This is a genomic window from Bacteroides sp. L10-4 (assembly GCF_013373675.1).
In the GTDB taxonomy this organism is placed as follows: domain Bacteria; phylum Bacteroidota; class Bacteroidia; order Bacteroidales; family Bacteroidaceae; genus Bacteroides; species Bacteroides muris.
On sequence record NZ_JABXJH010000012.1, the window covers coordinates 65,193 to 85,248 of the forward strand.

Genomic DNA, 20,056 nt, shown 5'->3' on the forward strand with positions numbered 1-20,056 from the left:
TAATAATTTTATGATGCAAGAAAATTCAAATGGTACACAAGTAGTTAATACTCAATCAACGAAAATGCCAGCACAGGCAAAAAAAATAGATGTGCTGAAAACTATGCTTAACGCTCCTTCTGTAATGGAACAATTTAAAAATGCGCTGTCTAAGAATGCTTCCACATTTGTTGCTTCCATTATTGATCTTTACAACTCGGATTCAAATTTACAATTATGTGAGCCGAAAGCGGTTGTAGCGGAATGTCTGAAAGCTGCTGTTTTGAAATTGCCAATCAATAAGGCTTTGGGGTACGCTTTCATTATCCCTTTCAATAACAGCAAAAAAGTAGATGATCTGGACGAAAACGGTAAGCCCAAAATTGGCTCAGACGGTAAGCCTACCCAAAAGTATATCAAGGTTATGGAGCCAACGTTTCAATTAGGGTACAAAGGTTATATTCAGCTTGCGGAAAGATCCAATCAATACCGTACCATTAACGCAGATGTCGTTTTTGATGGTGAAGTTCGTAAAGTGAACAAACTTACTGGCGAGATCGCTTTTGATGGAGAAAAGAAGTCTGATAAGATCATAGGTTACTTCTGCTATTTTGAATTGCTTAACGGCTTCTCTAAGACGTTGTACATGACTGTTGAACAAATGGCTACCCACGCCAAACGCTACTCAAAAGGGTTAAAGAAGGAAACAACTGTAGAAAGCCTTATGAAACTTGCCGAACTGCCCTTCTCGGCAGACAGTAAAACCGTTGGATGGCTCGGTAATTTTCATGGGATGGCTATCAAAACCGTTATTAGAAATTTACTTAGTAAATACGGCTATCTCTCTATAGAAATGCAACAAGCATTTGAAAATGATGTTGAGGGTGCGGAAGAGCATACAGACGCTATGCCCACAAGGGGAACACAGCGTTTTGATGTGTCAGATGTTAGCTTTGAGGAAGTTTCTACTACCAGTGCCAATACTGCAACGGCTTCCAATGAAAATAAGCCAGGTTTCTAATGGGAATGGAATTAAGAGTTTTGGGCAGTTCGTCCAGTGGTAATTGCTACATACTGGATAACGGCAATGAGGCTTTGATTATCGAGGCTGGAATACGTTTCATAGACGTAAAAAAGGCTTTGGATTTCAATATTCGCAAAGTAGTAGGCTGCTTAATAACTCATCAGCATAACGATCATGCTAAATATGCTAAGGCAATGGTAGATTGTGGCTTTCATGTATTGGCTCTTTCAGAAGTGATAGAAAGCAAGGAATTGAAAGGCTCCAGAGTAAAAGCCATTAAAGTAGGATTAGGCTATCTGCTTGGTGGTTTTCGGGTGATCCCCTTCCCTGCTTTCCACGATGTACCTTGTGTTGGCTATTTCATTAAGCACCCGGATTGTGGTAGTATTATGTTTTTAACGGATAGTTGCCAGTCTGAATATACTTTTTCTGGATTGAATCATATACTGATTGAATGTAATTACTCTGATACGAAACTGATAGAAAGCATTAATGCTGGGCGTGTTCCTCTTACGCAAAGAAACAGGTTAATGGTTTCTCACATGGAACTGGAAAGTTGCAAACAAGCTCTAAAAGAAAACGATTTGAGCAACGTTGCAAACATAGTTCTTTTACACCTCTCATCTAATAACAGCGATGAGCATTTATTTGTATCTGAGGTGCAAAAACTTACTGGAAAGGCGGTTTATGCCGCTAAACCAGGTTTAAGTATAACCTTAAACAATTTTTAGGTATGATACAAGGATTTTCAGAGCAAACAAAACCTCTAACCGATTATGAGGACAAAGTTATTCTGCCTCTCATAGTACAAGGGCTTCACGGTAAGGTAGGTAAATCTAAAGCGATTACAAATAAAGCGATGTGTTCGGCTTTAAAGTCTTATGGGTGTAAAATTGATAGTCCACGAATAAGAAAGATTATCAACCATATTAGACTTTCGGGTATGGTGATTGGGCTGATCGCCACGAGTGAAGGCTACTATATCGCAGAAACACGTAAGGAGCTGGAAGATTACCTGAGAAGCCTTGAAGGTAGAGAAGGAGCCATACACGCAGTTAGAAAGAGTTTAGAAAAACAGCTACAGCTATATGACAAATAAAGTTTTGATAGAAAAGAAGGGTGGGCTATTCAACCTCAGACCGTTATACGACTTGTTTTCTCATTCGGTAGATGGGATTTACCAGGTAATAGTGAAAAAGGTTAGGAAGCCACGCTCCAACGATCAAAACGGCTGGCTATGGGGGTGTATCTATCCAATGCTGTTAGATGGGTTGCTTAATGCCGGATGGGAGTTTACAAGTGTGGAACAAGTACACGAGTTTTTTAAGGCTCAAATGACTAAGGACAAAGTAGTAAACAAACATACGGGTGAAATTATAGAGTTTCCCGGATCAACTGCAACAATGGACACGCTAACATTCTCAACATATTGCGAGAAGCTCAGAGAGTATGCTTTGGAATACTTGAATATAGAAATACCTGATCCCGATCCTAACTGGAGGAAAGCCGATGAAGAAAATACCCAACCACTTGGTAAATGAGCTTATCCGGCTTATTCCAGTGCTAATAGAAAATATCCCACACGAAGGTAGAAGTACCAGAGTGGATAATGCGATACGATTAACTAACAAAATTGTCAAACGATTAAAATCTTTAAAAGATGAAAGTAATTGAAATTACTGAGATTGAAGTAAAGGCAGCTTTAGACGTTGCTAAAAGTGAAGAAGTGAAAAACGTGTTGGTAGCCTTGTTCTGCAAAGGTGAAAAGAAACCAACCCCTACCCTTGATGATTACACGACAATCCGAAGTTATGATGATGCGTGTGCTGCTTTAAAGTGTTCCCCTATTGATGAGAAGGCTTTGCGTTCTGCTGGAGTAAGAAAAGAAATTATTGCCTTAATCAAACTTGAAACAATCAGCCAGGCTTTGTGGGGTAAGAATTACCAGCCTAAACCGGACGCAAGCGGTAGCAGCCGTTTCTATTTTCCCTGGTTTGCTTTGTGGACTGAGAGAGAAATCAAAGAAACAGAAGGGCTTGTGTATATTCCAGTTATTGACGCTATAAACAATCGTGCGGGCTTCGGTTATGCGTCTACGTATTACGCCCCCTCGCATGCGAATGCGTATGTCGGCTCTCGGCTTTGGCAAGAATCAAGAGAGAAAGCAAAGTATTTCGGGCAGCAATTCATTGAATTGTGGTTTGATTATTTGATGTTTAATGTAAAGAAGGTGCAAGAATGACAACAATATTTTATATACTGATAGTCTTCTGCCTTTTCTTTGAAGTGCTGAATTTGGCAGCTTGCAAAAAAGTTTTCGCTGCTGTGGAAAAGTATAAGGACAAAAACGATCTCACTGAGATAAGCCCAGTTTTCGCTGTTTGGAGAATGTGCAACTGGATCTACCTTATATTGTGCTTCATAGGTGTAATAAGCTCTCAATGGATAGGTTTTCTTGCATTGATTGTTTTAAGCCTTATCCCTAAGAAGTGGTTTATATGGAGAATTATAGATAACATATTAGGAATCGCAATTTTACTGTTTGTTCTCTTGAATAAGTACCACTTTCAAATAGACTTCAATTCATTAATAATCAAACTTATTTTGCAATGAAAGATATAATGTTGGCTGATACTCCAGTGGAGCAAAGAGCGCAAATTTTACGTGATAGCTGCGATGAAGTCGTAGAGAGAAGTTATCTCTCAAAGTTCTCTCAAGAAGAAACAAATGAGCTTCGGGCTAATCTTGTGGAAGTTCAAATAAAAATGAAAGAACTAACAGAGAATTTTGAGGTAGTTAAAGCTGACTTCAAAGGAAAAATGAAACCACTGCAAGAACGAATCGGGAAAATGCTTGACGATTTAAGAAAGGGCGGTTAGTACATCAATGGCGAGTGCTACAAGTTTATAGACCAGGACGAAGGAAGAGTAGGTTACTATACACCAGACGGTTATTTGCTGGAAGAAAGACCTATGAAGCCGGAAGAAAGGCAGAAAACAATTCAAATGGCAGTACGCTTGACTGGTACAGATAATTAATTTATTAATTTATTAATTTATTAATTTTTAAAACATTATGGAAGAAAAAAACAAAGGTTTGAACATTAACATCGAACATTACACAGGAGAAAAACCTATTGAAGTAGTTTATAGACTTGGTGACGCAGCACAAGCACAGCAACCGCTTGCAACCAAAGCCCCGGAAAAGATCAGTGTTTCCGGCACTATCTCCACTCCGTATGAATGGCTTTCCAAGCGAATAGACACTGTAGATCAGAAACGTGCAAATGTCGTTGTGAATCGTGAGAAAATGACAATTCAGCTCACTGTAAACGAAGATGATTATTACAATAAAAACACGTTCACTGGTATGGTTGAAGTATCTGAAACATTTGAGAAGTTCGGTATTAATGATGGTGAAAAGGGGTGGATTCCTGCCAAATTAGGACAATTTTTGCGTCTGAATCGTGGTTTGTTTGAAGATAAAGAAAAGTGCATGGTGCTTGTTTCCAATCTCAAAAACTTCAATGCAAAAGCAAAGGCAGAGATTGAGAAACAAAGAGATCCTTCTGGCTCCGTTGCTGATGTTTACCGTTGCCAGGTAGAAAGTAATTTACCAAAGAGCTTTACCGTAAACATGGCTATCTTCAAGGGAACTGCAAAACAGCCCATCGAAATTGAGTTCGATCATTATCTGACAAATGGAGAAGTGTTTTTGCAACTTGTTTCTCCAGGAGCAAATGAAGTGATGGAAAGTTATAGAGATAAGTGTATTGATGAGGTGCTGGATAAGATCAAGGATATTGCCCCCGATATTGCAATTCTGGAAGTGTAACCGTTCAAACATGATTATAGGAAAGCTGGGAATTATCCCGGCTTCCTTAAAAATTCTCTCTATGGCAAGAAAACAAGAAACTCCTATGCCTTTCTATGTTGGCGATTGGTTGAGGTGTCCTGAATTAAGGGTACTTCCACCAGACGTTAGGGGCTTGTGGATGGATATGTTATGCTATATGTGGGAAAGTGTAGAACGTGGTGTTATGGTTATGCCAAACGGACAGCCTTGTACGAAAGAGGATATAGCCCGTATCATAGGTACGGATTGCTCAGAATCTTCTAAATGGGTAGATTCTTTGATAGAAAACAAGGTGTGTGAAGTTCGGGAAGATGGAGCTATTTATAGTAGGCGTATGGTAAAAGACAACCTGATAAGTGAGAAAAGAAGGCTGGCAGGTAAGAAAGGGGGTGAGATCACTAAGGCAAGGGTTTTCATTCCAAAAGCAGAAGCAGAAACGATCCTACAAGAGCAGCCCCAACAACCGCAACAGGAAGTTTTACTGTTTCCACAAGAAAGCCCACCACCTTTAACGCCAGAGCAGCAAAAAAAGGCTGAGAAGGCAAAAAAATACAAGTATGCTGAGTTCGTAACACTAACAAGGGATGAATACGCTAAGTTATGCGCTGAATATTCTGAGGAAGGAGCCAAACGGATGATTGAAATACTTGATAACTATAAAGGATCAAAAGGGAAAAAGTATAGTTCTGACTATAGAGCCATACTAAACTGGGTAGTAAATAGATATAACGAAGAAATACAAAAGTATGGATATAAACATAAAGAATCAGCTTCAAAAGATCCTGGATCGGCAACTGGAAACGACTACAGAAACACGATTTAGAATAGAAGGATATTCTAAGGAAACGGTTCAGGAAATGCTGCTTATGTGCTATCAGCATGAGGTGCGCAAAAGGCGTATTCCGTTTCAGGAAGATAAGGAAACACTGGAGAAAATAGAAAAGGCTGCAAAATGGCTTACTGGTGATTATAAGGTAGGATTGCTGCTATATGGAATAGTGGGATCCGGCAAATCTACTTTAGGCAAGGCGATTTGTAACCTTATTGGTATTCTACACAATAGCTCCATATCCAGTGAGCGAAAAGGTGTATTCCGGGTTTCAGCTTTGGATTTGGCAAAAAATGTGGCTAATGATCCTATGTACTTCAATAAGCTCAAAAATCAAAAACTGCTTTTTATTGATGATATAGGAACTGAACCAGCAAGTGTAAAAAGTTGGGGTAACGAGTTCTCACCAGTGGTAGAACTGCTTTATGCCAGATATGATAGACAGTTATTCACTATCGCAACTTCCAATCTCAAAGATTCAGATTTTGGGGAACGTTACGGTATAAGAATAGCTGATCGGATGGAAGAAATGTTTGAACGTATTTATTACCAAAACAAGAGTTATAGAAAATGAGCGAAATAAAATGGAATGAACTTCGGGACAAAGCCCATGCAAACGCTGTAGAACATGGATTTTGGGAAAATAACCCCAGTGATGAGCACTTTCTTTGCCTGGTTATTTCGGAGCTTATGGAAGCTGTGAACGCCCATAGAAGAAATAAGTTTGCAAGAGTACCAGCCAACAGAAAAGAAACAATATTCGATAATCGTACTTTCCACCATGAAAACAAGTATTTCAGAGAAAACTTTGAAGAGTATGTGAAAGATACAGTAGAAGATGAATTAGCCGATGCTGCTATACGCTTGCTGGATCTTGCTGGAGCAAATAATCTGAACTTAAATAGATTCTGTTTACAGCACGTGGTTACTCCTAAGAAAAGTTTTACTGAGAATATATATGCTATCGTGAAAGATATGGTGAATTATAAATATTCCCAGGAAGAACAGATAAATTATGCTCTCCACCAGATACGAAGGTTATCTGAGATTCTTAAAATAAATCTTAGCTGGCATATTCAGCAAAAGATGTATTACAACGAAAGTAGAGAGAAGATGCACGGTAAGAGTTACTAATTCACTAAGTAAAAACAATGATGGAAAAGAAAAAAGTAATATTAACCTTATGCAAGTCTTTCCCCGTAACTCATAGCAAAGCTGGTGAGGCTACAGACTTTGAAAAGAAGTTGAAAGACAAAAGTAAGATTCATACAATCCGATACAACGCAAAAAATGTATGGGATGGACGGTATAAAGATATTGTTTCTGGTAAAAAATATCTTTCAATACGTGAATGGACTGGCAGACCATATAATTCGGAGCAAAAGGAAATAGCCCAATTACCCAAAATCGGACTGCAACACGTAACCATGACATATAGCTCTGAGGATGCTTATCCTGAAATATGGATAGACAACAAGAAAGTTTCAATCCATGAAGTAGCGAAAAATGATGGTCTGAGTGTAGAGGACTTTGTAGAGTGGTTCTTTGGTAGTAGCAAAGAGAACGTGTTTGAAGGTGTGGTGATTCACTTTACGAAATATAGATATTAGCATGAATGTTTTAAGTTTGTTTGACGGAATTAGTTGCGGAATGTTAGCTATGAAGCGTGCTGGGATAGAGTGTAATCATTACTATGCTTCCGAAATAGATAAATATGCTATTGAGGTAAGTAGGCGTAATTTCCCTGATATAGTTAGACTTGGAGACATAACGAAACTTGATTGCTTGAAATTGAATGATATAGATATAGTTATAGGTGGATCCCCTTGCCAATCATTTTCAAGATCGGGAGATAATACTGGATTTGAAGGCAAAAGTGGGTTGTTCTATGAATACCTAAGATGCCTCAATGAGGTTAAGCCAAGATGGTTTTTACTTGAAAATGTAGTAATGAAAAAAGAATGGGAAAACCAAATATCACAATTTCTTGGAGTATCTCCTGTGATGATAGACAGCGCAATGTTTTCTGCCCAAAAAAGGCAACGTCTTTATTGGACTAACATTCCGTTCGATAAGAATATACCGGACATGAATATATCAATATCCGATATTTATACAAGTGGCTATCACAAAGTGATAAACAACCATCCTGTAATAATAAAAAATGATAATGGAGTTTTTTATGTGAGGAATGCTACTAAGATAGGATTCGCAACAGCACATGATGGGGATTGTGTTAATCTTGAAGTACCAAACAGCAAAACAAGGAGAGGGAGAGTTTCACAAGGAAAAACCAATACTCTGAATACAGCTTGCAATTATGGTTTTGTTGTAGGAAGTAATCTTGTTGAGTTGAATATAACGGAATACGAAAGATTGCAAACACTTCCAGACGGATATACTTCTGGAATTCCGTTGTCCGCCAGAAAAAAGGTTATAGGAAACGGGTGGACTGTAGATGTTATCGCTCACATACTAAAAGGTATAAGTAATGAAAAATGAATATATTAAATAAGCGATGAGTGTAATAAAGCATTGTAGCGAATGTAAATACTATTGGTGTTATCCTCATACAACCCAAATGTATTGCTACAAGTTAGGTAAACGGATAACAACCAGAAAGAAAAGCTGTAAACATTATCAACCCAATAGTTAATAAAAATGGAAACTAATGCAACAAAAAGAACTGATATTTTCCAGATAGATCCACGTAACATAGTGGTAATGGATGATTTCAATGCTCGTAGAGATTTCGATTTAGAGGAATTAAAGGAGCAAATCAAGGCTAAAGGAGTTCTTAACCCTATTACCGTACTTCCTTTCAAAGATAAGGATGGTATAGAACGGTACAAGCTGGTGGATGGTGAAAGACGCTATCGGGCTACCATGCTTGCGATTGAAGAGGGTATAAACATTCCTTACATTAAGGCTTTGAAGCTGCCTAAAGACACAAGTACGGAAGAGCTTCTAATTGAGCAGATGATGAGAAACGAGGGAAAGCGTTTTTCTGAATATGAGTGCGGTATCATGTTCAAACGCTTTAAAGAAGAGTTCGGATATACCCAAAATGAGATAGCTGAGAAGTTTAAAAAATCTCCGGCTTTTGTGAGTAAATGCTTATCCCTAATGGATCTCCCTATAGAGATTCAGGAACGTATTATAAACAAACAAATATCGGCTTCTGCTGCTAAAGACATTGTAGCCAATTACGATACGGAAGAGGAACAAGTAAACGCCACGAGAAAAGCCGTAGAATTAGCCGAAAAGCAAGGGAAAAGGACTGTTACCAATAAAGAGATTAACGCTGTACAGAAAGAGGCTAAGGAAGCCAAAGAGATAGCTCAGGCACTCCGTAAGGTGTGGGCTTATCTGGATGGCGGTGTTATGGTAGATGTGGATAAGCTGGCTATCCTTCTGGATAAAACAGAGAGTTTGAGTAATGCAATGAAACAATATAAAAAATTGAGTAAATGAAAGTAGTGTTTTTTGACCTGGAAACTACAGGAACGTTAGTAAACAAACATGGGATCCACCAAATTAGCGGTATGATCGTTATAGACGGTGAAGTAAAAGAAACCTTTGATTTCAAGGTACAGCCTAACCCTAAAGCGGAAATAGTGCAAGAGGCTTTAGATGTGGCTGGTGTAACCAAAGAGCAAATCCTATCTTATCCGGCAATGGGGTATGTGTACGGACAATTTACGGCTATTTTGAACAAATACGTGGATAAGTACAATAAGCAGGATAAGTTTTTCCTTGCTGGTTATAATAATGCTTCATTTGATAACCAGTTTCTCCGTGCATGGTTTTTACAGAATGGGGATAAATATTTCGGATCTTACTTCTGGAGCAATTCTATAGATGTAATGGTTTTGGCAACTCCTTATCTGGCTTCTCGACGCTCACAGATGGAAAATTTCAAGCAAGGAACTGTAGCAAAGGTACTCGGCATAGAAATAGACGAAAGCCGGCTACATGATGCCTTGTATGACATTCAAGTATGCAAATCTATTTACGATATTGTTTCACCATATAAAATGTAATGTTATGGAAAAGATTAATATTCAACTTCCTCAGTATTGGAAAAAGAAGAAACTTAACCCGGAGTTTATAAAAGAACTTGAATCAACTGCAAAAAGCGATCCGTTTACAAAAGATGAGTTCGGAGAATATAGGTTTGGTACATTCCTTCATGGTTGCGCTATTGTCAAAGTTGAAATTACTGATAACCTTCTGAGCGTAGCGATTCACAGCCAACATCCTGTAGGTTTGCCTATGATTAAGGAGATTCGCTATAAATACGCTCCGAATAATTGTCTTATGACAATGCTAATGCCTTCAAGGGAGCAGCAGATTAGCGATAATACCGTAGTGCTTTATCAGATTCCAGGCTCTTTTGGCGATACGGAAGATGTTGAATTTGAGGAAAGGGAAGAATGATTTATATAGGGATTGATACAGGTGTACATACCGGGATTGCTATCTGGGATAACCGAAAGCGTTCTTTGGAAATGGTAAAACAAATGCCTATTCATAGGGCTATGGCGGTTGTTCAGTCTTATGCGGATATGCAAAAGACGGGTGTAGGCGATAAAATCATAGTAAGAGTGGAGGATCCACGACAACGCACCTGGTTTGGTACAGAGAGAATGACACGTGAAGAGGAACGGAAGAGGCTACAAGGTGTAGGATCCGTAAAACGTGATGCTACAATTTGGGAAGATTACCTTACCGAACTTGGTGTTGAGTTTGAAATGGTTGCTCCTAAACGGAATATAACAAAGATGAGCCAGGAATATTTCAAGCAGCTTACGGGATGGAAAAAGCAAACCAACGAGCATAGTAGGGATGCTGCCATGTTAGTATTTGGCTTTTAGATGTTTTTTGCTCTTTATTGGTGTATATGTACGCCAAAATTTATATCTTTGCATTAATTGATAACATTGATATTATGACTATTACGACAACTATCTTTATAGTAGCAGGTGCTTTAGCGGTATTCATTACCGCTATGCACTTTGCAAATCTTTTCCTACCGTATGATTCGATTACACCAGGTAAATCTATTACCGTATATCTGGATGGTAAGTTTAATAGGGTGGCAACGATCACGAGTATAGAGAACGGTTGTATCTATGTGTATGATAAATTCCCGTTGCCATTGCATTATAGAGGAAAATTTTACGCTGTAGGCAGAATGACGGACGGGCATAAGGTTATGTTTTTAGGGAAGCGGAAACTTTATCTGTTGATGCGCTTTGTGGAGGCTTTCAGAAAGATTGCCCGTATTCCTGAACTTGAAAAGGAGGTTTAACATGGAAGAGATAGAGATTGTTTACCGTAAAATCTCGGATCTAACTTTGTTGGATGATAACCCACGAAAGATAAGCAAGAGAGATTTAGAGCGTTTGGTAGATTCCATCCGCATAAATGGTTTCTGGAAGCACCGCCCTATTGCCTTATCTGAGCGTGAAGGAAAGTTATATGTACTGGCAGGACACCAACGGATAAAGGCTGCAAAGAAGCTGAAAATATCGGAAGTGCCGACAATCTTGTACCACAACCTGACCGAAGAGCAGGAAGCGGATATAGTTCTAAGGGATAACATCAACAATGGTGAATGGGATTTTGAAAAGCTACAGCTTGGAGATTGGAGCAACAAGGCTGATTTCTCTTTTATCGGTTTAGATATTCCAGTAGAGGATAAACAGCCGGAAGATGAGGAAGCAGCCGATGAAGAACAAGAGGACAACGAGAAAGAGGAAGGCTCGGAAGATAATCCGATAGCGGATGAAAAAGAGGATTTTTACAGATCCATGCTTAATGATTGCTTGTATGAGAGCAATAATGAGTTTGACATTCCTAATTTGTTGCTGGAAGAACAAGCCGGAAAACTTCTTTTGCCTTTTGCCCCCTGGGGAGCTGATAGCCGATTAAGGAAAGATGTTGCTACTTACCACTTCTATGTAGATGATTATCGCTTTGAAGCTATTTGGAAAGATCCGATCAAGGTGCTAACCAGTGGTGTAAAAGCGTTGGTAGAGCCAAACCTTTCCGTTTACGATACAACCCCGATAGCTTACGGTTTACAACAGATTTACAAGAAACGCTGGATAAGCCGATACTTTCAGGAGTGCGGTATTAAGGTGTACGCAGATTTGAATGTTTCTATAAAGTTCAGAGAGTATAACAAAATGGGCTTGCCTAAAGGCTATAATGCTTTTTTCACTCGTGGCTATGCTGGTCGGTTGGAATATCTGAAAGGAGAGCTTGAAGTAGCCAAAGAAATATCCGGTTTGCAAACTCCTAACTTGCTTGTGTATGGCGGTGGTGATGAGATCAGAAAGTTTTGCATAGACAACAGCCTGGTTTACGTCCAGGACTTTATTAACGATAAAAGTTCAAAAAAAGATGGCAAAAACAAGCGGAAGTAATGGAGGTTTGCCGAATGGCGATTCAAACTACAAAGGTACGGTAGGCAAACTGGAACCTTTGGCTTCAATTAAGAACCCTAAGGTGTACAAGTCTGTAAAAGAAAGTATCTCACGTTTTCACTCTGTTTTGGGAGTAAGACAGAAAGATATTAAGATTGGGCAACTGGAGGCTGGTACGGGTGGGGTGCATATTTCCCAAAATGGAGTATCTAAACAAGTCGTTTTGAATAAATCCGTTTTCAATGGGAAAAACACCACAACCCAAAGCGTTGCTAAATGGGCTGAGAAGGGCTACAAAAGCGGACACTTGACGAAAACCAACAAGCCAGTAGCACATATTGTTACTCACGAGCTGGCGCACGCAACTTGGAACAACCATTTAACAAGCCCCAATGCAAAGGCAGCAAGTAAAAGCATAAACAGCCTTTATAAGAAATGGGGTAATGATAAGTCGAAACAAGGTTATGGTAAATATGCCAAAACCAATGTAAACGAGTTCTGGGCAGAAGTATGTACAAAAGCCGTTCATGGTAAGGCAGATAAGTACACAAAAGCAGCTAAAGATATAATCAAGAAGTATAAATTATAACGTATATTTGCGGAAAACCCAATAAAATATTGAGCTATGGATAAAATAGAATTAACCGATTTGCAAAAGCAGCTTATTCAAAAGCAGCTAAATGAAAAGTACGATCCGTTTATGGCTACGGAAGAAGAACAAGAAGCCTTCAATGACGTAATAGACAAAGCCGAAGCATTATCGGATGAGTTGGACGCTGTAGATGATTACATAGACAACTACAACGGTGATATGATAGCCTGGTTTTGGGCAAAGTACCAAGAGCAGGAACAAAAGGAACAATGATAAATTAACCAGGTAAAGAATTAATCAGGTGGGAGTTCCTATCTGATTTTTTCTTTCCTTAATTGGTGTATATGTACGCCAAAAAACAACGAATAAACAACGGAATGGCACTCTTTGAGAAAGGCAATAACATAGGGAATAGATTCACAAGCGAAAACCAGCCAAAGAAAAATGGTCGGAAGCCCTCAATGTATAAACAGCTCAAAGAGCTTACAGGTAAAAAAGTAGATTATGAGCTGAGCAAAGAGGACTATTATAAAACAATTCGGTTTCTTCTTGAACGCTCCAAAGGAGAGCTAAATAAAATCATGGCTGACGCAAACAGAGAAGATAGCACTACTCCTATTTGGGTGTGCAATATTATCAGTGCAATCTTCACAGATATTCGCTTTGGTCGGACTTCAACGGTTGAAATGATATTCGATAGAATTTTTGGCAAAGCAGCCCAACCGATAGAAGGGGATATAAACGCTAATGTGTCTGGTGGACTGGAGCCGGATCTATCCAAACTTTCAACCGAAGATCTTTTGGTTTATCATGGACTATTGGAAAAGATGAATGGCAAAAAATAAAAACATACAAATACCAATGGCTCTTGCAGTCAAAATAGAGCTGTTTAAACGTGGCTGTTTTGACTTCATTACTGTTAAGGATGGAAAGAAGCACGAAAAGCAGGAAAAGGCTTTGCAGATCCTTACAGACAATGAGCACGCAGAGTTTTTGTATGGTGGTGCTGCTGGTGGTGCTAAGTCGTGGACTGGTGCTGCCTGGCTTCTTTTTATGTGCCTTTGTTATACAGGTTCCAAATGGTTTATTGGTCGAGCTGAGTTAAAGCGTATTACCCAATCTACCTTAATAACTTTCTATAAGGTTTGTAACCAATACGGAGTAGAAGATACTTTGTATAAATACAATGGGCAGTATAACTATATAGAGTTTTACAACGGATCCCGTATAGATTTGCTGGATTTGATGTATAAGCCTGGAGATCCTTTTTATGAAAGATACGGATCTATAGAATATACTGGCGGTTGGATAGAAGAAGGTGGAGAAGTAAACTTCGGTGCTTATGACACTCTTAAAACTCGTGTAGGTCGCCACTTGAATAATGAGTTAGGGTTAAAACGAAAGTTGTTTATCACGTGTAACCCTAAAAAGAACTGGATGTATGATACCTTTTACACTCCATTCAAGAAAGGTATATTACCTGAGTATATGTACTATCTGGGTTGTTTGGTACAAGAAAACCCCTTCATAGATCCAGACTACATAGAAGGTTTGAGAACAACCAAAGATAAGGTTAAAAGAGAGCGTTTGCTAAAAGGTAATTGGGAGTATGACGACAACCCCAATGCGCTTTGTTCTCACGATGCGATCACAGCCATTTTTAATAATCTGCTATCAATAACCAATGGGAAAAACTATATAACAGCAGATATAGCCCGATTTGGATCCGATTACGCCCGGATTTGCGTTTGGGATGGTTATACGATCATAGACTTAAAATGCTTTCCACTAAGTAAAACTACGGACATACAGAAATGTATTCAACACTTCCAGAAAAAATACAGAATACCTAAATGGCGGTGTATCGCTGATGAGGACGGTGTAGGCGGTGGCGTGGTGGATAATTGCGACATACAAGGCTTTGTAAATAACAGTCGTGCTTTAAAGGATGAGAACTACCAGAACTTGCAAACACAATGCGGTTACAAGCTGGCAGAACACATAAACGCCTCAGAGATTGGGATCAATGAGGAACTGTTAAGCTCGGCAGACAAAGAGCAAATTATCCTTGAACTGGAGCAGTTGCAAACATGGGATGTGGACGGAGAAGGCAAATTAAAGCTAAAACCGAAAGAGGAAATCAAGCAGGAAATTAGATGTTCTCCAGACTGGCGAGATGTGTTTTTAATGCGCTGTTGGTTTGACTATAACGAGTATGATATACCAGATGATATAGAAGCAAGATTAGGAGTTATTTAAAAATTTGAATTATGGGATTTTTTAATGTTATCAAGAATGAAGTAAAAGCTGCTGTAGGCTATCAGCAAAATTTTACGTCTTTGTTGGAGGCTAAGGATATTTCAAGAGCCTTGAACTATATGCAAGATCGTTCCGGCTTTGCTGAAAAAGCCTTGCTGGAGTACAAGGTAGAAAACCATGAGGTTATGAAAAGGCAAGATAAAGCCGTTTATGATAAGAAAGGGAATTTCCTTAGATGGCAAAAGCGTTGGAAAATTCCTATCCCCTATCAGTCTTTTATCAATGAAATTGCGCTTGTTTTCTTATATGGCAGACCAGTAAAATGGACGCAAAGAAGCAAGGGTACTGATTATGCTTTTGAGCAATATATAAAACTGCTGGAGCGTTTACGCTTCAACGCCAATGTAAGAGAGGCTAAACGTGTTGCTGGTGCTGAGGGTACTTCCGCTATGCTATTTCATGTGTTCCGAAATAAAGAAGGAAAACCAGATGTATTATTGAATGTGTTATCTAAACAAAACGGTGATGATATTTACCTTATCAAAGATCAGTATAAGCGTATGACTGCTTTTGCTTGGGGGTATTATCTGAATGAATCCGGCAATCGGAGCATTTACCATGTGGATATTTACAAAGATGATACGGTTTACTACTGTAAGCGTGTTAGTGTAGGTTGGGAAGTGAAGGCAATCCCTAATGTGATAGGGAAAATTCCCGTTATCCTCTTTGAACAAGAGTTAGAGCATGAAGGAACACAGCCCATGATACACCGTGTAGAAAGCATGGAATCTACAGATGCAGATGTAAATGATAGATTTGCTAACCCGGCAATGGTAGCAACCGCAGAAGTGCTTAACAGCTTGCCTAAAGCAGAAGAAGAGGCAAAACTATTCATTCTAAAGAATGGTGGTAAGATTGAATACCTTACATGGGATCAGGCTTCACAAAGCAAGACAAATGAATACGAACGGCTGGATAAGCATATTCTTTCAAAATCTTTCACTCCTAACATAGATTTTGACAATATGAAGAGTTTGGGCAATCTGTCTGCTAAAGCTATCAGAAAAGTAATGCTTCTTGCAGTGATTAAAGCTGAGAAACGAAAGGAAACCCACGATAATTACATGAATAGAACGGGTAATTTGCTACGTGCTATTCTGGGTAATGTTTTGGACTACCAGCACAAAGCCGAATATGAAGCATTACAGTTAGGGCATGAGTTTCAAGAGCCATTCGGTGAAGATGTGAGCGATATTCTTGCTGATATATCAAAGCAGTATAACGATGGAGCGATGAGCCGACAAACTTATGTGGAAATGAGCTACCTTATCAAAGATGCAAAAACGGAAATTGAGCGTTTGAAGCAGGAAGATTTAGAAGCCATAGCTAAACAGCAGGAGTTAAACAGAATAGATGTGTTCGGTGGAGGTGAATAATGGCAAAGAAAGTAAAACTATCAGAAACAAAGTACCATTGTAGGGATTGCAAGCACTCTTACGACTGGCACGAGAAGGATTATAAAGGTGAGTTCTTCCTTTGTCGGTGTCCTTTCTTCAAATACTCTAAATTCTTAAACAAAGATCACTGTGAACACTTTGAGTTAAAGCGCAATGGCAAAAACTAAATACGTCAATTCCACGCAGCTACAAAAAGAGCTGTTTAAACGTACAGAAGGGTACGCAGCTAATGTACGTGCGATTTATCAAAACTACTTACTCCAGATTATTAACCTGGTAAAAGGTACGGAGTTGGAAGAAGGTAAACCGTTCTCTTTCTCCGAATATGGCTATAGTGATGAGGCTACAGCCATATTTAGAGAAATGTACAGCCGTTTGTATCAAGAGATAAGGAATGACGTGCAAAATGAATGGTTGCTTTCCAACCAACATAACGATGAGCTGGTAAAAAGTGTGTTCGGTGAAAACTCTATCAATGATAACCACTTTGCCCGATTCTTTAAGCGCAATATGGAGGCTATGGACGCTTTCTTTGCTCGGAAAACAGGAGAAGAAGGGCTAAGCCTATCACAAAAGGTATGGAGGTACACAGGACAATTTAAAGAAGAGCTTGAAAACTGCTTGGATTTGGCTATAGGAGAGGGTACAGGAGCCAACAAGTTAGCTTCCAAAATACAGACCTACCTACAAGATCCTGATCGCTTTTACAGAAAATTCAGAATAAAGGTCGGTGAGGATGAAAACGGAAATACTGTGTATGGTCGTGTATGGAAACGTAGGATATATGACAAAGAAACCGAAAGTTATAAATGGGTAGATGATAACCCAAAGAAGTATCATCCTGGACGTGGGGTATATAGATCTTCATACCGTAACGCCCAACGTTTGGCACGTACAGAAACCAATATAGCCTACAGAACTGCTGATTTTGAACGATGGGGGCAATTAGATTTTATAATTGGCTATGAAATCAAGCTGTCAAACAACCACCCATGCCATGATATTTGCGATGAGCTTGCTGGCAAATATCCCAAAACGTTTAAATGGACTGGTTGGCATCCGAATTGTCGGTGCTACATGATCCCTATTTTAGCTGGTGAAGATGATATAGAGGATATGCTTAACAAGATCCTGGCTGTAGAAGATGAAGAAATAAGCAAGAAAGGGCAAATAACGGAGTTTCCAGATGAATTTGTGCAATGGGTAAAGGATAACGAAGATCGCATGAATGAAGCCAAAACAAAAGGCACTCTACCCTATTTCGTCAAGGATAACTATACGGATATAGAAGAAATCTTGCATCCTCTCACACCTGAGCAAAAACACTACAAAGGGCTGGTTGCTCAATATGGGGAAGAAAACGTACAAAAGCTATATGAGGCTTTCGATTCATTCAAAGCCAAAATCTCTACTGGTGATTTGGAGTACCAAATCAAGAAGCTAAAGTTTGAGGCTAATTGGGTTGAGGAAAAGAATAAATTCCCGACTTCTCCCGAAATGGTGAAAATGCTTAAAAAAGAGCTGGCTATAGTTGAGGCAAAATTTCAATACCAGCAAGCCGTAAATGCTGCCAAACCTATTTTGAACTATAAAAGCAAGAGTAAACCGTTAAATTCGATTCTGGCAGAACTGAATGAGGCTATAGCCAATGAAGCAACTGCAAATGAGATACAAGCCTTGACAGCAAAAGCGACTGCCAAAATACAAGAGATAGAAAAGGCTCGGCTCGCAAAGCTGGTTAAACAAGGTGCGGACGGATCTACTTTGGATCTTTACGCAACAGAAAAAGAAAAGCTGGAAATAGCAAGGCTCCAATCTGAATATGATAAGGCTATGGATCTATACGGCAGTCAGTGGAATAGTGAAGTAAGTGCTTGTTATGTCCGGCTTGCTGATTATAAAAAGGAGTTGGCTTTAAAGTATGTATCAAAACAAGGCAAGTTGGTTAAACTGAATGGAGAAACTGAGGAACTGGCAAAAAAAGCACTGGAAGAGTATATAAATGCGCCAGTTAATCATAGTGCTAATAACGCCATCGGTGGACGTTGGCAGAACTATAGTAGTGAAGCTGGAGCAATGGAGCGTTATAGCAAAAAAACGGGTATATCCGTAGATGAACTTGCTTTGATAAACCGCTATACATACGGCTCCAAGTGGTGTAATAATTACGGTTATGGTATTGTAGATCCGTACTTTGGCAAAATACAAGATTATGGGGGATTATGCCAAAAATATTATCCGGCTTGTAATGCTGCCTTAGAAAAAATGCCTCGCTATAATGGTACTGTATTCTCTGGTATCAGCTTTGACGCTATGAAGCTGGATAAGTATATTCAAGAAATGAAAGCGTGTCTATCATCCGGGCAACCCTATGTAAACAAAGCCTTCATGTCCTCTACTACCAATATTGATAGAACTGCTATCTTTGGAGATAACCTAATGCTGGTTATCAAAAGTAAGAAGGGTGTAGATGTAAAAGCCATTTCTCATTATACAAGTGAAGATGAAATTGTGTTTCGTGCCGGATCCCGTTTTAAGGTGCTGAATGTTTATCAGGAAGAAACACGAAAATACGGCTTTGGAAAAGGCTGGGTAGTTGAGCTGGAAGAGATATAAGAAAGAGCCATTACCAACGCTGGAAATGGCTCTGAACTGCCCTAAAGCAGCTATCATCAGCTCTCAACAGATGAAAATATACAATTTTACTTCAATAAACTAAATAGCTTCAATATTTTTTTTGCTCGTTTTTCTGATACATTTTCAGTTATATATCCATCTGTAGTGTAAAATCTAACCGTCCGAATTTTATGCGTTTTCAACAATGTATATACTTCATCTGGAATAATATATCTTGTTTTAAGATTAAAATGCTCAATAAAGGTTTTTCCAAGATTTAGGCTCCAATATTCAGCAACAGCATCCTCTTCATTGTTTAATGTAATGATACTATCGTTTTCTAATTTGAGCATTAAATCGGCTCCTTTTTCCATGCTATAAACTTTATCGCCACAATTATAAGTAGTCTTTAGAAGTATTGTATTATTAACTTTATGTAAAGCACAAGTAAAACCATCACTAAAGCTAATGTAATTTGTTTCAGTAATCCGATTTCCTGTAAACTCATCTGTTTCGTCTTTGACAATTTTTTGAGCATGGATAGAGTTACAAACTATAAGATACATTAAAAATAAAAATAACTTTCTCATATCGTACAATTTTATTGGTTTATATTCCATTAAAAGGCTATTCATAAACCCACAAAAAAAACGTGGGCTTACTCTGTACGATCAAGAAGCCGACCAAAGCTCACAAACCTATACAAAAGTAATGCCCACGCTACACGGCATGGGCATTAGCTTATTGTTACTTGAGGTTTGTTTATGAAATTGGTCGTTTCTTGATCCTCACAACAATAGCCAATGCTATATTAGTTCATATTTTATTTCTAACTGCAAATATAGTGCTATTTATGAGAAAATTAATCCGTTTATGTTATTAATTAGGGTGTTCAGTTCTATGTTCCAAAATTAACTCGCATTATTGAGTGTTCTGGAACGCAGAGCCACCCGATTCGGAGATAGATTCTCCTTGGCCCAGAGATCTATGTCCTTAAGTTTAACATTGGCC

The 20,056-nt window shown here is 38.8% G+C and carries 25 protein-coding genes; 24 read left to right on the forward strand and 1 reads right to left on the reverse strand.

All coding sequences use genetic code 11. From position 1 onward, the window contains the following. Window positions 1-13: 13 nt before the first annotated feature. From HU824_RS05940 to HU824_RS06055, 24 genes are all read left to right on the forward strand, one after another. Complete coding sequence (locus tag HU824_RS05940; protein WP_115502324.1) at window positions 14-1,000, forward strand: recombinase RecT; 987 nt, start codon at window positions 14-16, stop codon at window positions 998-1,000. 5 nt (window positions 1,001-1,005) lie between these two features. Continuing rightward, window positions 1,006-1,734, forward strand: a complete 729-nt coding sequence (locus tag HU824_RS05945; protein WP_032941377.1) for an MBL fold metallo-hydrolase — start codon at window positions 1,006-1,008, stop codon at window positions 1,732-1,734. A 2-nt stretch (window positions 1,735-1,736) separates the two neighbouring features. Continuing rightward, window positions 1,737-2,102, forward strand: coding sequence for a hypothetical protein (locus HU824_RS05950; RefSeq protein ID WP_016274550.1), 366 nt, complete (start codon window positions 1,737-1,739; stop codon window positions 2,100-2,102). Continuing rightward, window positions 2,092-2,544 (forward strand): hypothetical protein, encoded by a 453-nt coding sequence (locus HU824_RS05955; protein ID WP_016274551.1) that lies wholly within the window; start codon window positions 2,092-2,094, stop codon window positions 2,542-2,544. The genes HU824_RS05950 and HU824_RS05955 overlap by 11 nt, the downstream gene beginning before the upstream one ends. Before the next feature lie 119 nt (window positions 2,545-2,663). Then, the gene (locus HU824_RS05960) at window positions 2,664-3,245 is read left to right on the forward strand and encodes a hypothetical protein (RefSeq protein ID WP_176468365.1); all 582 of its coding nucleotides are present in this window, start codon (window positions 2,664-2,666) and stop codon (window positions 3,243-3,245) included. Between the two features lie 367 nt (window positions 3,246-3,612). Further along, entirely contained in the window at window positions 3,613-3,882 is a 270-nt protein-coding gene (locus HU824_RS19695) for a hypothetical protein (protein ID WP_255260476.1), read from the forward strand. Between the two features lie 196 nt (window positions 3,883-4,078). Continuing rightward, the gene (locus HU824_RS05970; RefSeq protein WP_016274555.1) at window positions 4,079-4,837 is read left to right on the forward strand and encodes a hypothetical protein; all 759 of its coding nucleotides are present in this window, start codon (window positions 4,079-4,081) and stop codon (window positions 4,835-4,837) included. 10 nt (window positions 4,838-4,847) lie between these two features. After that, window positions 4,848-5,681, forward strand: a complete 834-nt coding sequence (locus tag HU824_RS05975) for a hypothetical protein (protein ID WP_225663144.1) — start codon at window positions 4,848-4,850, stop codon at window positions 5,679-5,681. Then, on the forward strand, window positions 5,605-6,261 hold the full coding sequence (locus tag HU824_RS05980; protein ID WP_225663145.1) for an AAA family ATPase: 657 nt from the start codon (window positions 5,605-5,607) through the stop codon (window positions 6,259-6,261). Before HU824_RS05975 ends, HU824_RS05980 begins: the two co-directional genes overlap by 77 nt. Then, complete coding sequence (locus tag HU824_RS05985) at window positions 6,258-6,821, forward strand: hypothetical protein (protein ID WP_016274558.1); 564 nt, start codon at window positions 6,258-6,260, stop codon at window positions 6,819-6,821. Before HU824_RS05980 ends, HU824_RS05985 begins: the two co-directional genes overlap by 4 nt. A gap of 17 nt (window positions 6,822-6,838) precedes the next feature. After that, window positions 6,839-7,297, forward strand: a complete 459-nt coding sequence (locus tag HU824_RS05990; RefSeq protein ID WP_225663146.1) for a hypothetical protein — start codon at window positions 6,839-6,841, stop codon at window positions 7,295-7,297. A gap of 1 nt (window position 7,298) precedes the next feature. After that, window positions 7,299-8,189, forward strand: coding sequence for a DNA (cytosine-5-)-methyltransferase (gene dcm / locus HU824_RS05995; protein ID WP_016274560.1), 891 nt, complete (start codon window positions 7,299-7,301; stop codon window positions 8,187-8,189). Window positions 8,190-8,348: 159 nt separating this feature from the next. Next, the gene (locus HU824_RS06000; protein ID WP_016274561.1) at window positions 8,349-9,161 is read left to right on the forward strand and encodes a ParB/RepB/Spo0J family partition protein; all 813 of its coding nucleotides are present in this window, start codon (window positions 8,349-8,351) and stop codon (window positions 9,159-9,161) included. Continuing rightward, window positions 9,158-9,730, forward strand: coding sequence for a 3'-5' exonuclease (locus HU824_RS06005; RefSeq protein ID WP_016274562.1), 573 nt, complete (start codon window positions 9,158-9,160; stop codon window positions 9,728-9,730). The genes HU824_RS06000 and HU824_RS06005 overlap by 4 nt, the downstream gene beginning before the upstream one ends. 4 nt (window positions 9,731-9,734) lie before the next feature. Further along, the gene (locus tag HU824_RS06010) at window positions 9,735-10,127 is read left to right on the forward strand and encodes a hypothetical protein (protein ID WP_016274563.1); all 393 of its coding nucleotides are present in this window, start codon (window positions 9,735-9,737) and stop codon (window positions 10,125-10,127) included. Further along, a complete protein-coding gene (locus tag HU824_RS06015) occupies window positions 10,124-10,564 on the forward strand; it encodes a hypothetical protein (protein ID WP_005850349.1) in 441 nt (146 codons plus the stop codon). The genes HU824_RS06010 and HU824_RS06015 overlap by 4 nt, the downstream gene beginning before the upstream one ends. Before the next feature lie 26 nt (window positions 10,565-10,590). Then, window positions 10,591-11,001, forward strand: a complete 411-nt coding sequence (locus tag HU824_RS06020; protein ID WP_016274564.1) for a hypothetical protein — start codon at window positions 10,591-10,593, stop codon at window positions 10,999-11,001. 1 nt (window position 11,002) lies between these two features. After that, the gene (locus tag HU824_RS06025; protein WP_016274565.1) at window positions 11,003-12,121 is read left to right on the forward strand and encodes a DUF4417 domain-containing protein; all 1,119 of its coding nucleotides are present in this window, start codon (window positions 11,003-11,005) and stop codon (window positions 12,119-12,121) included. Continuing rightward, window positions 12,099-12,710, forward strand: a complete 612-nt coding sequence (locus HU824_RS06030; protein WP_016274566.1) for a hypothetical protein — start codon at window positions 12,099-12,101, stop codon at window positions 12,708-12,710. The genes HU824_RS06025 and HU824_RS06030 overlap by 23 nt, the downstream gene beginning before the upstream one ends. 36 nt (window positions 12,711-12,746) lie before the next feature. After that, window positions 12,747-12,986, forward strand: a complete 240-nt coding sequence (locus HU824_RS06035) for a hypothetical protein (protein ID WP_005850342.1) — start codon at window positions 12,747-12,749, stop codon at window positions 12,984-12,986. 104 nt (window positions 12,987-13,090) lie between these two features. After that, window positions 13,091-13,558, forward strand: coding sequence for a hypothetical protein (locus HU824_RS06040; protein ID WP_005850340.1), 468 nt, complete (start codon window positions 13,091-13,093; stop codon window positions 13,556-13,558). Beyond that, complete coding sequence (locus HU824_RS06045; RefSeq protein ID WP_032941288.1) at window positions 13,545-14,972, forward strand: phage terminase large subunit; 1,428 nt, start codon at window positions 13,545-13,547, stop codon at window positions 14,970-14,972. The genes HU824_RS06040 and HU824_RS06045 overlap by 14 nt, the downstream gene beginning before the upstream one ends. A gap of 11 nt (window positions 14,973-14,983) precedes the next feature. Further along, entirely contained in the window at window positions 14,984-16,408 is a 1,425-nt protein-coding gene (locus HU824_RS06050) for a phage portal protein (protein ID WP_016274568.1), read from the forward strand. 174 nt (window positions 16,409-16,582) lie between these two features. Next, the gene (locus HU824_RS06055) at window positions 16,583-19,045 is read left to right on the forward strand and encodes an ADP-ribosyltransferase domain-containing protein (protein ID WP_016274570.1); all 2,463 of its coding nucleotides are present in this window, start codon (window positions 16,583-16,585) and stop codon (window positions 19,043-19,045) included. An 86-nt stretch (window positions 19,046-19,131) separates the two neighbouring features. Here HU824_RS06055 and HU824_RS06060 read toward each other — a convergent pair whose 3' ends face one another. Continuing rightward, the gene (locus HU824_RS06060) at window positions 19,132-19,635 is read right to left on the reverse strand and encodes a hypothetical protein (RefSeq protein ID WP_016274571.1); all 504 of its coding nucleotides are present in this window, start codon (window positions 19,633-19,635) and stop codon (window positions 19,132-19,134) included. Window positions 19,636-20,056 lie beyond the last annotated feature (421 nt).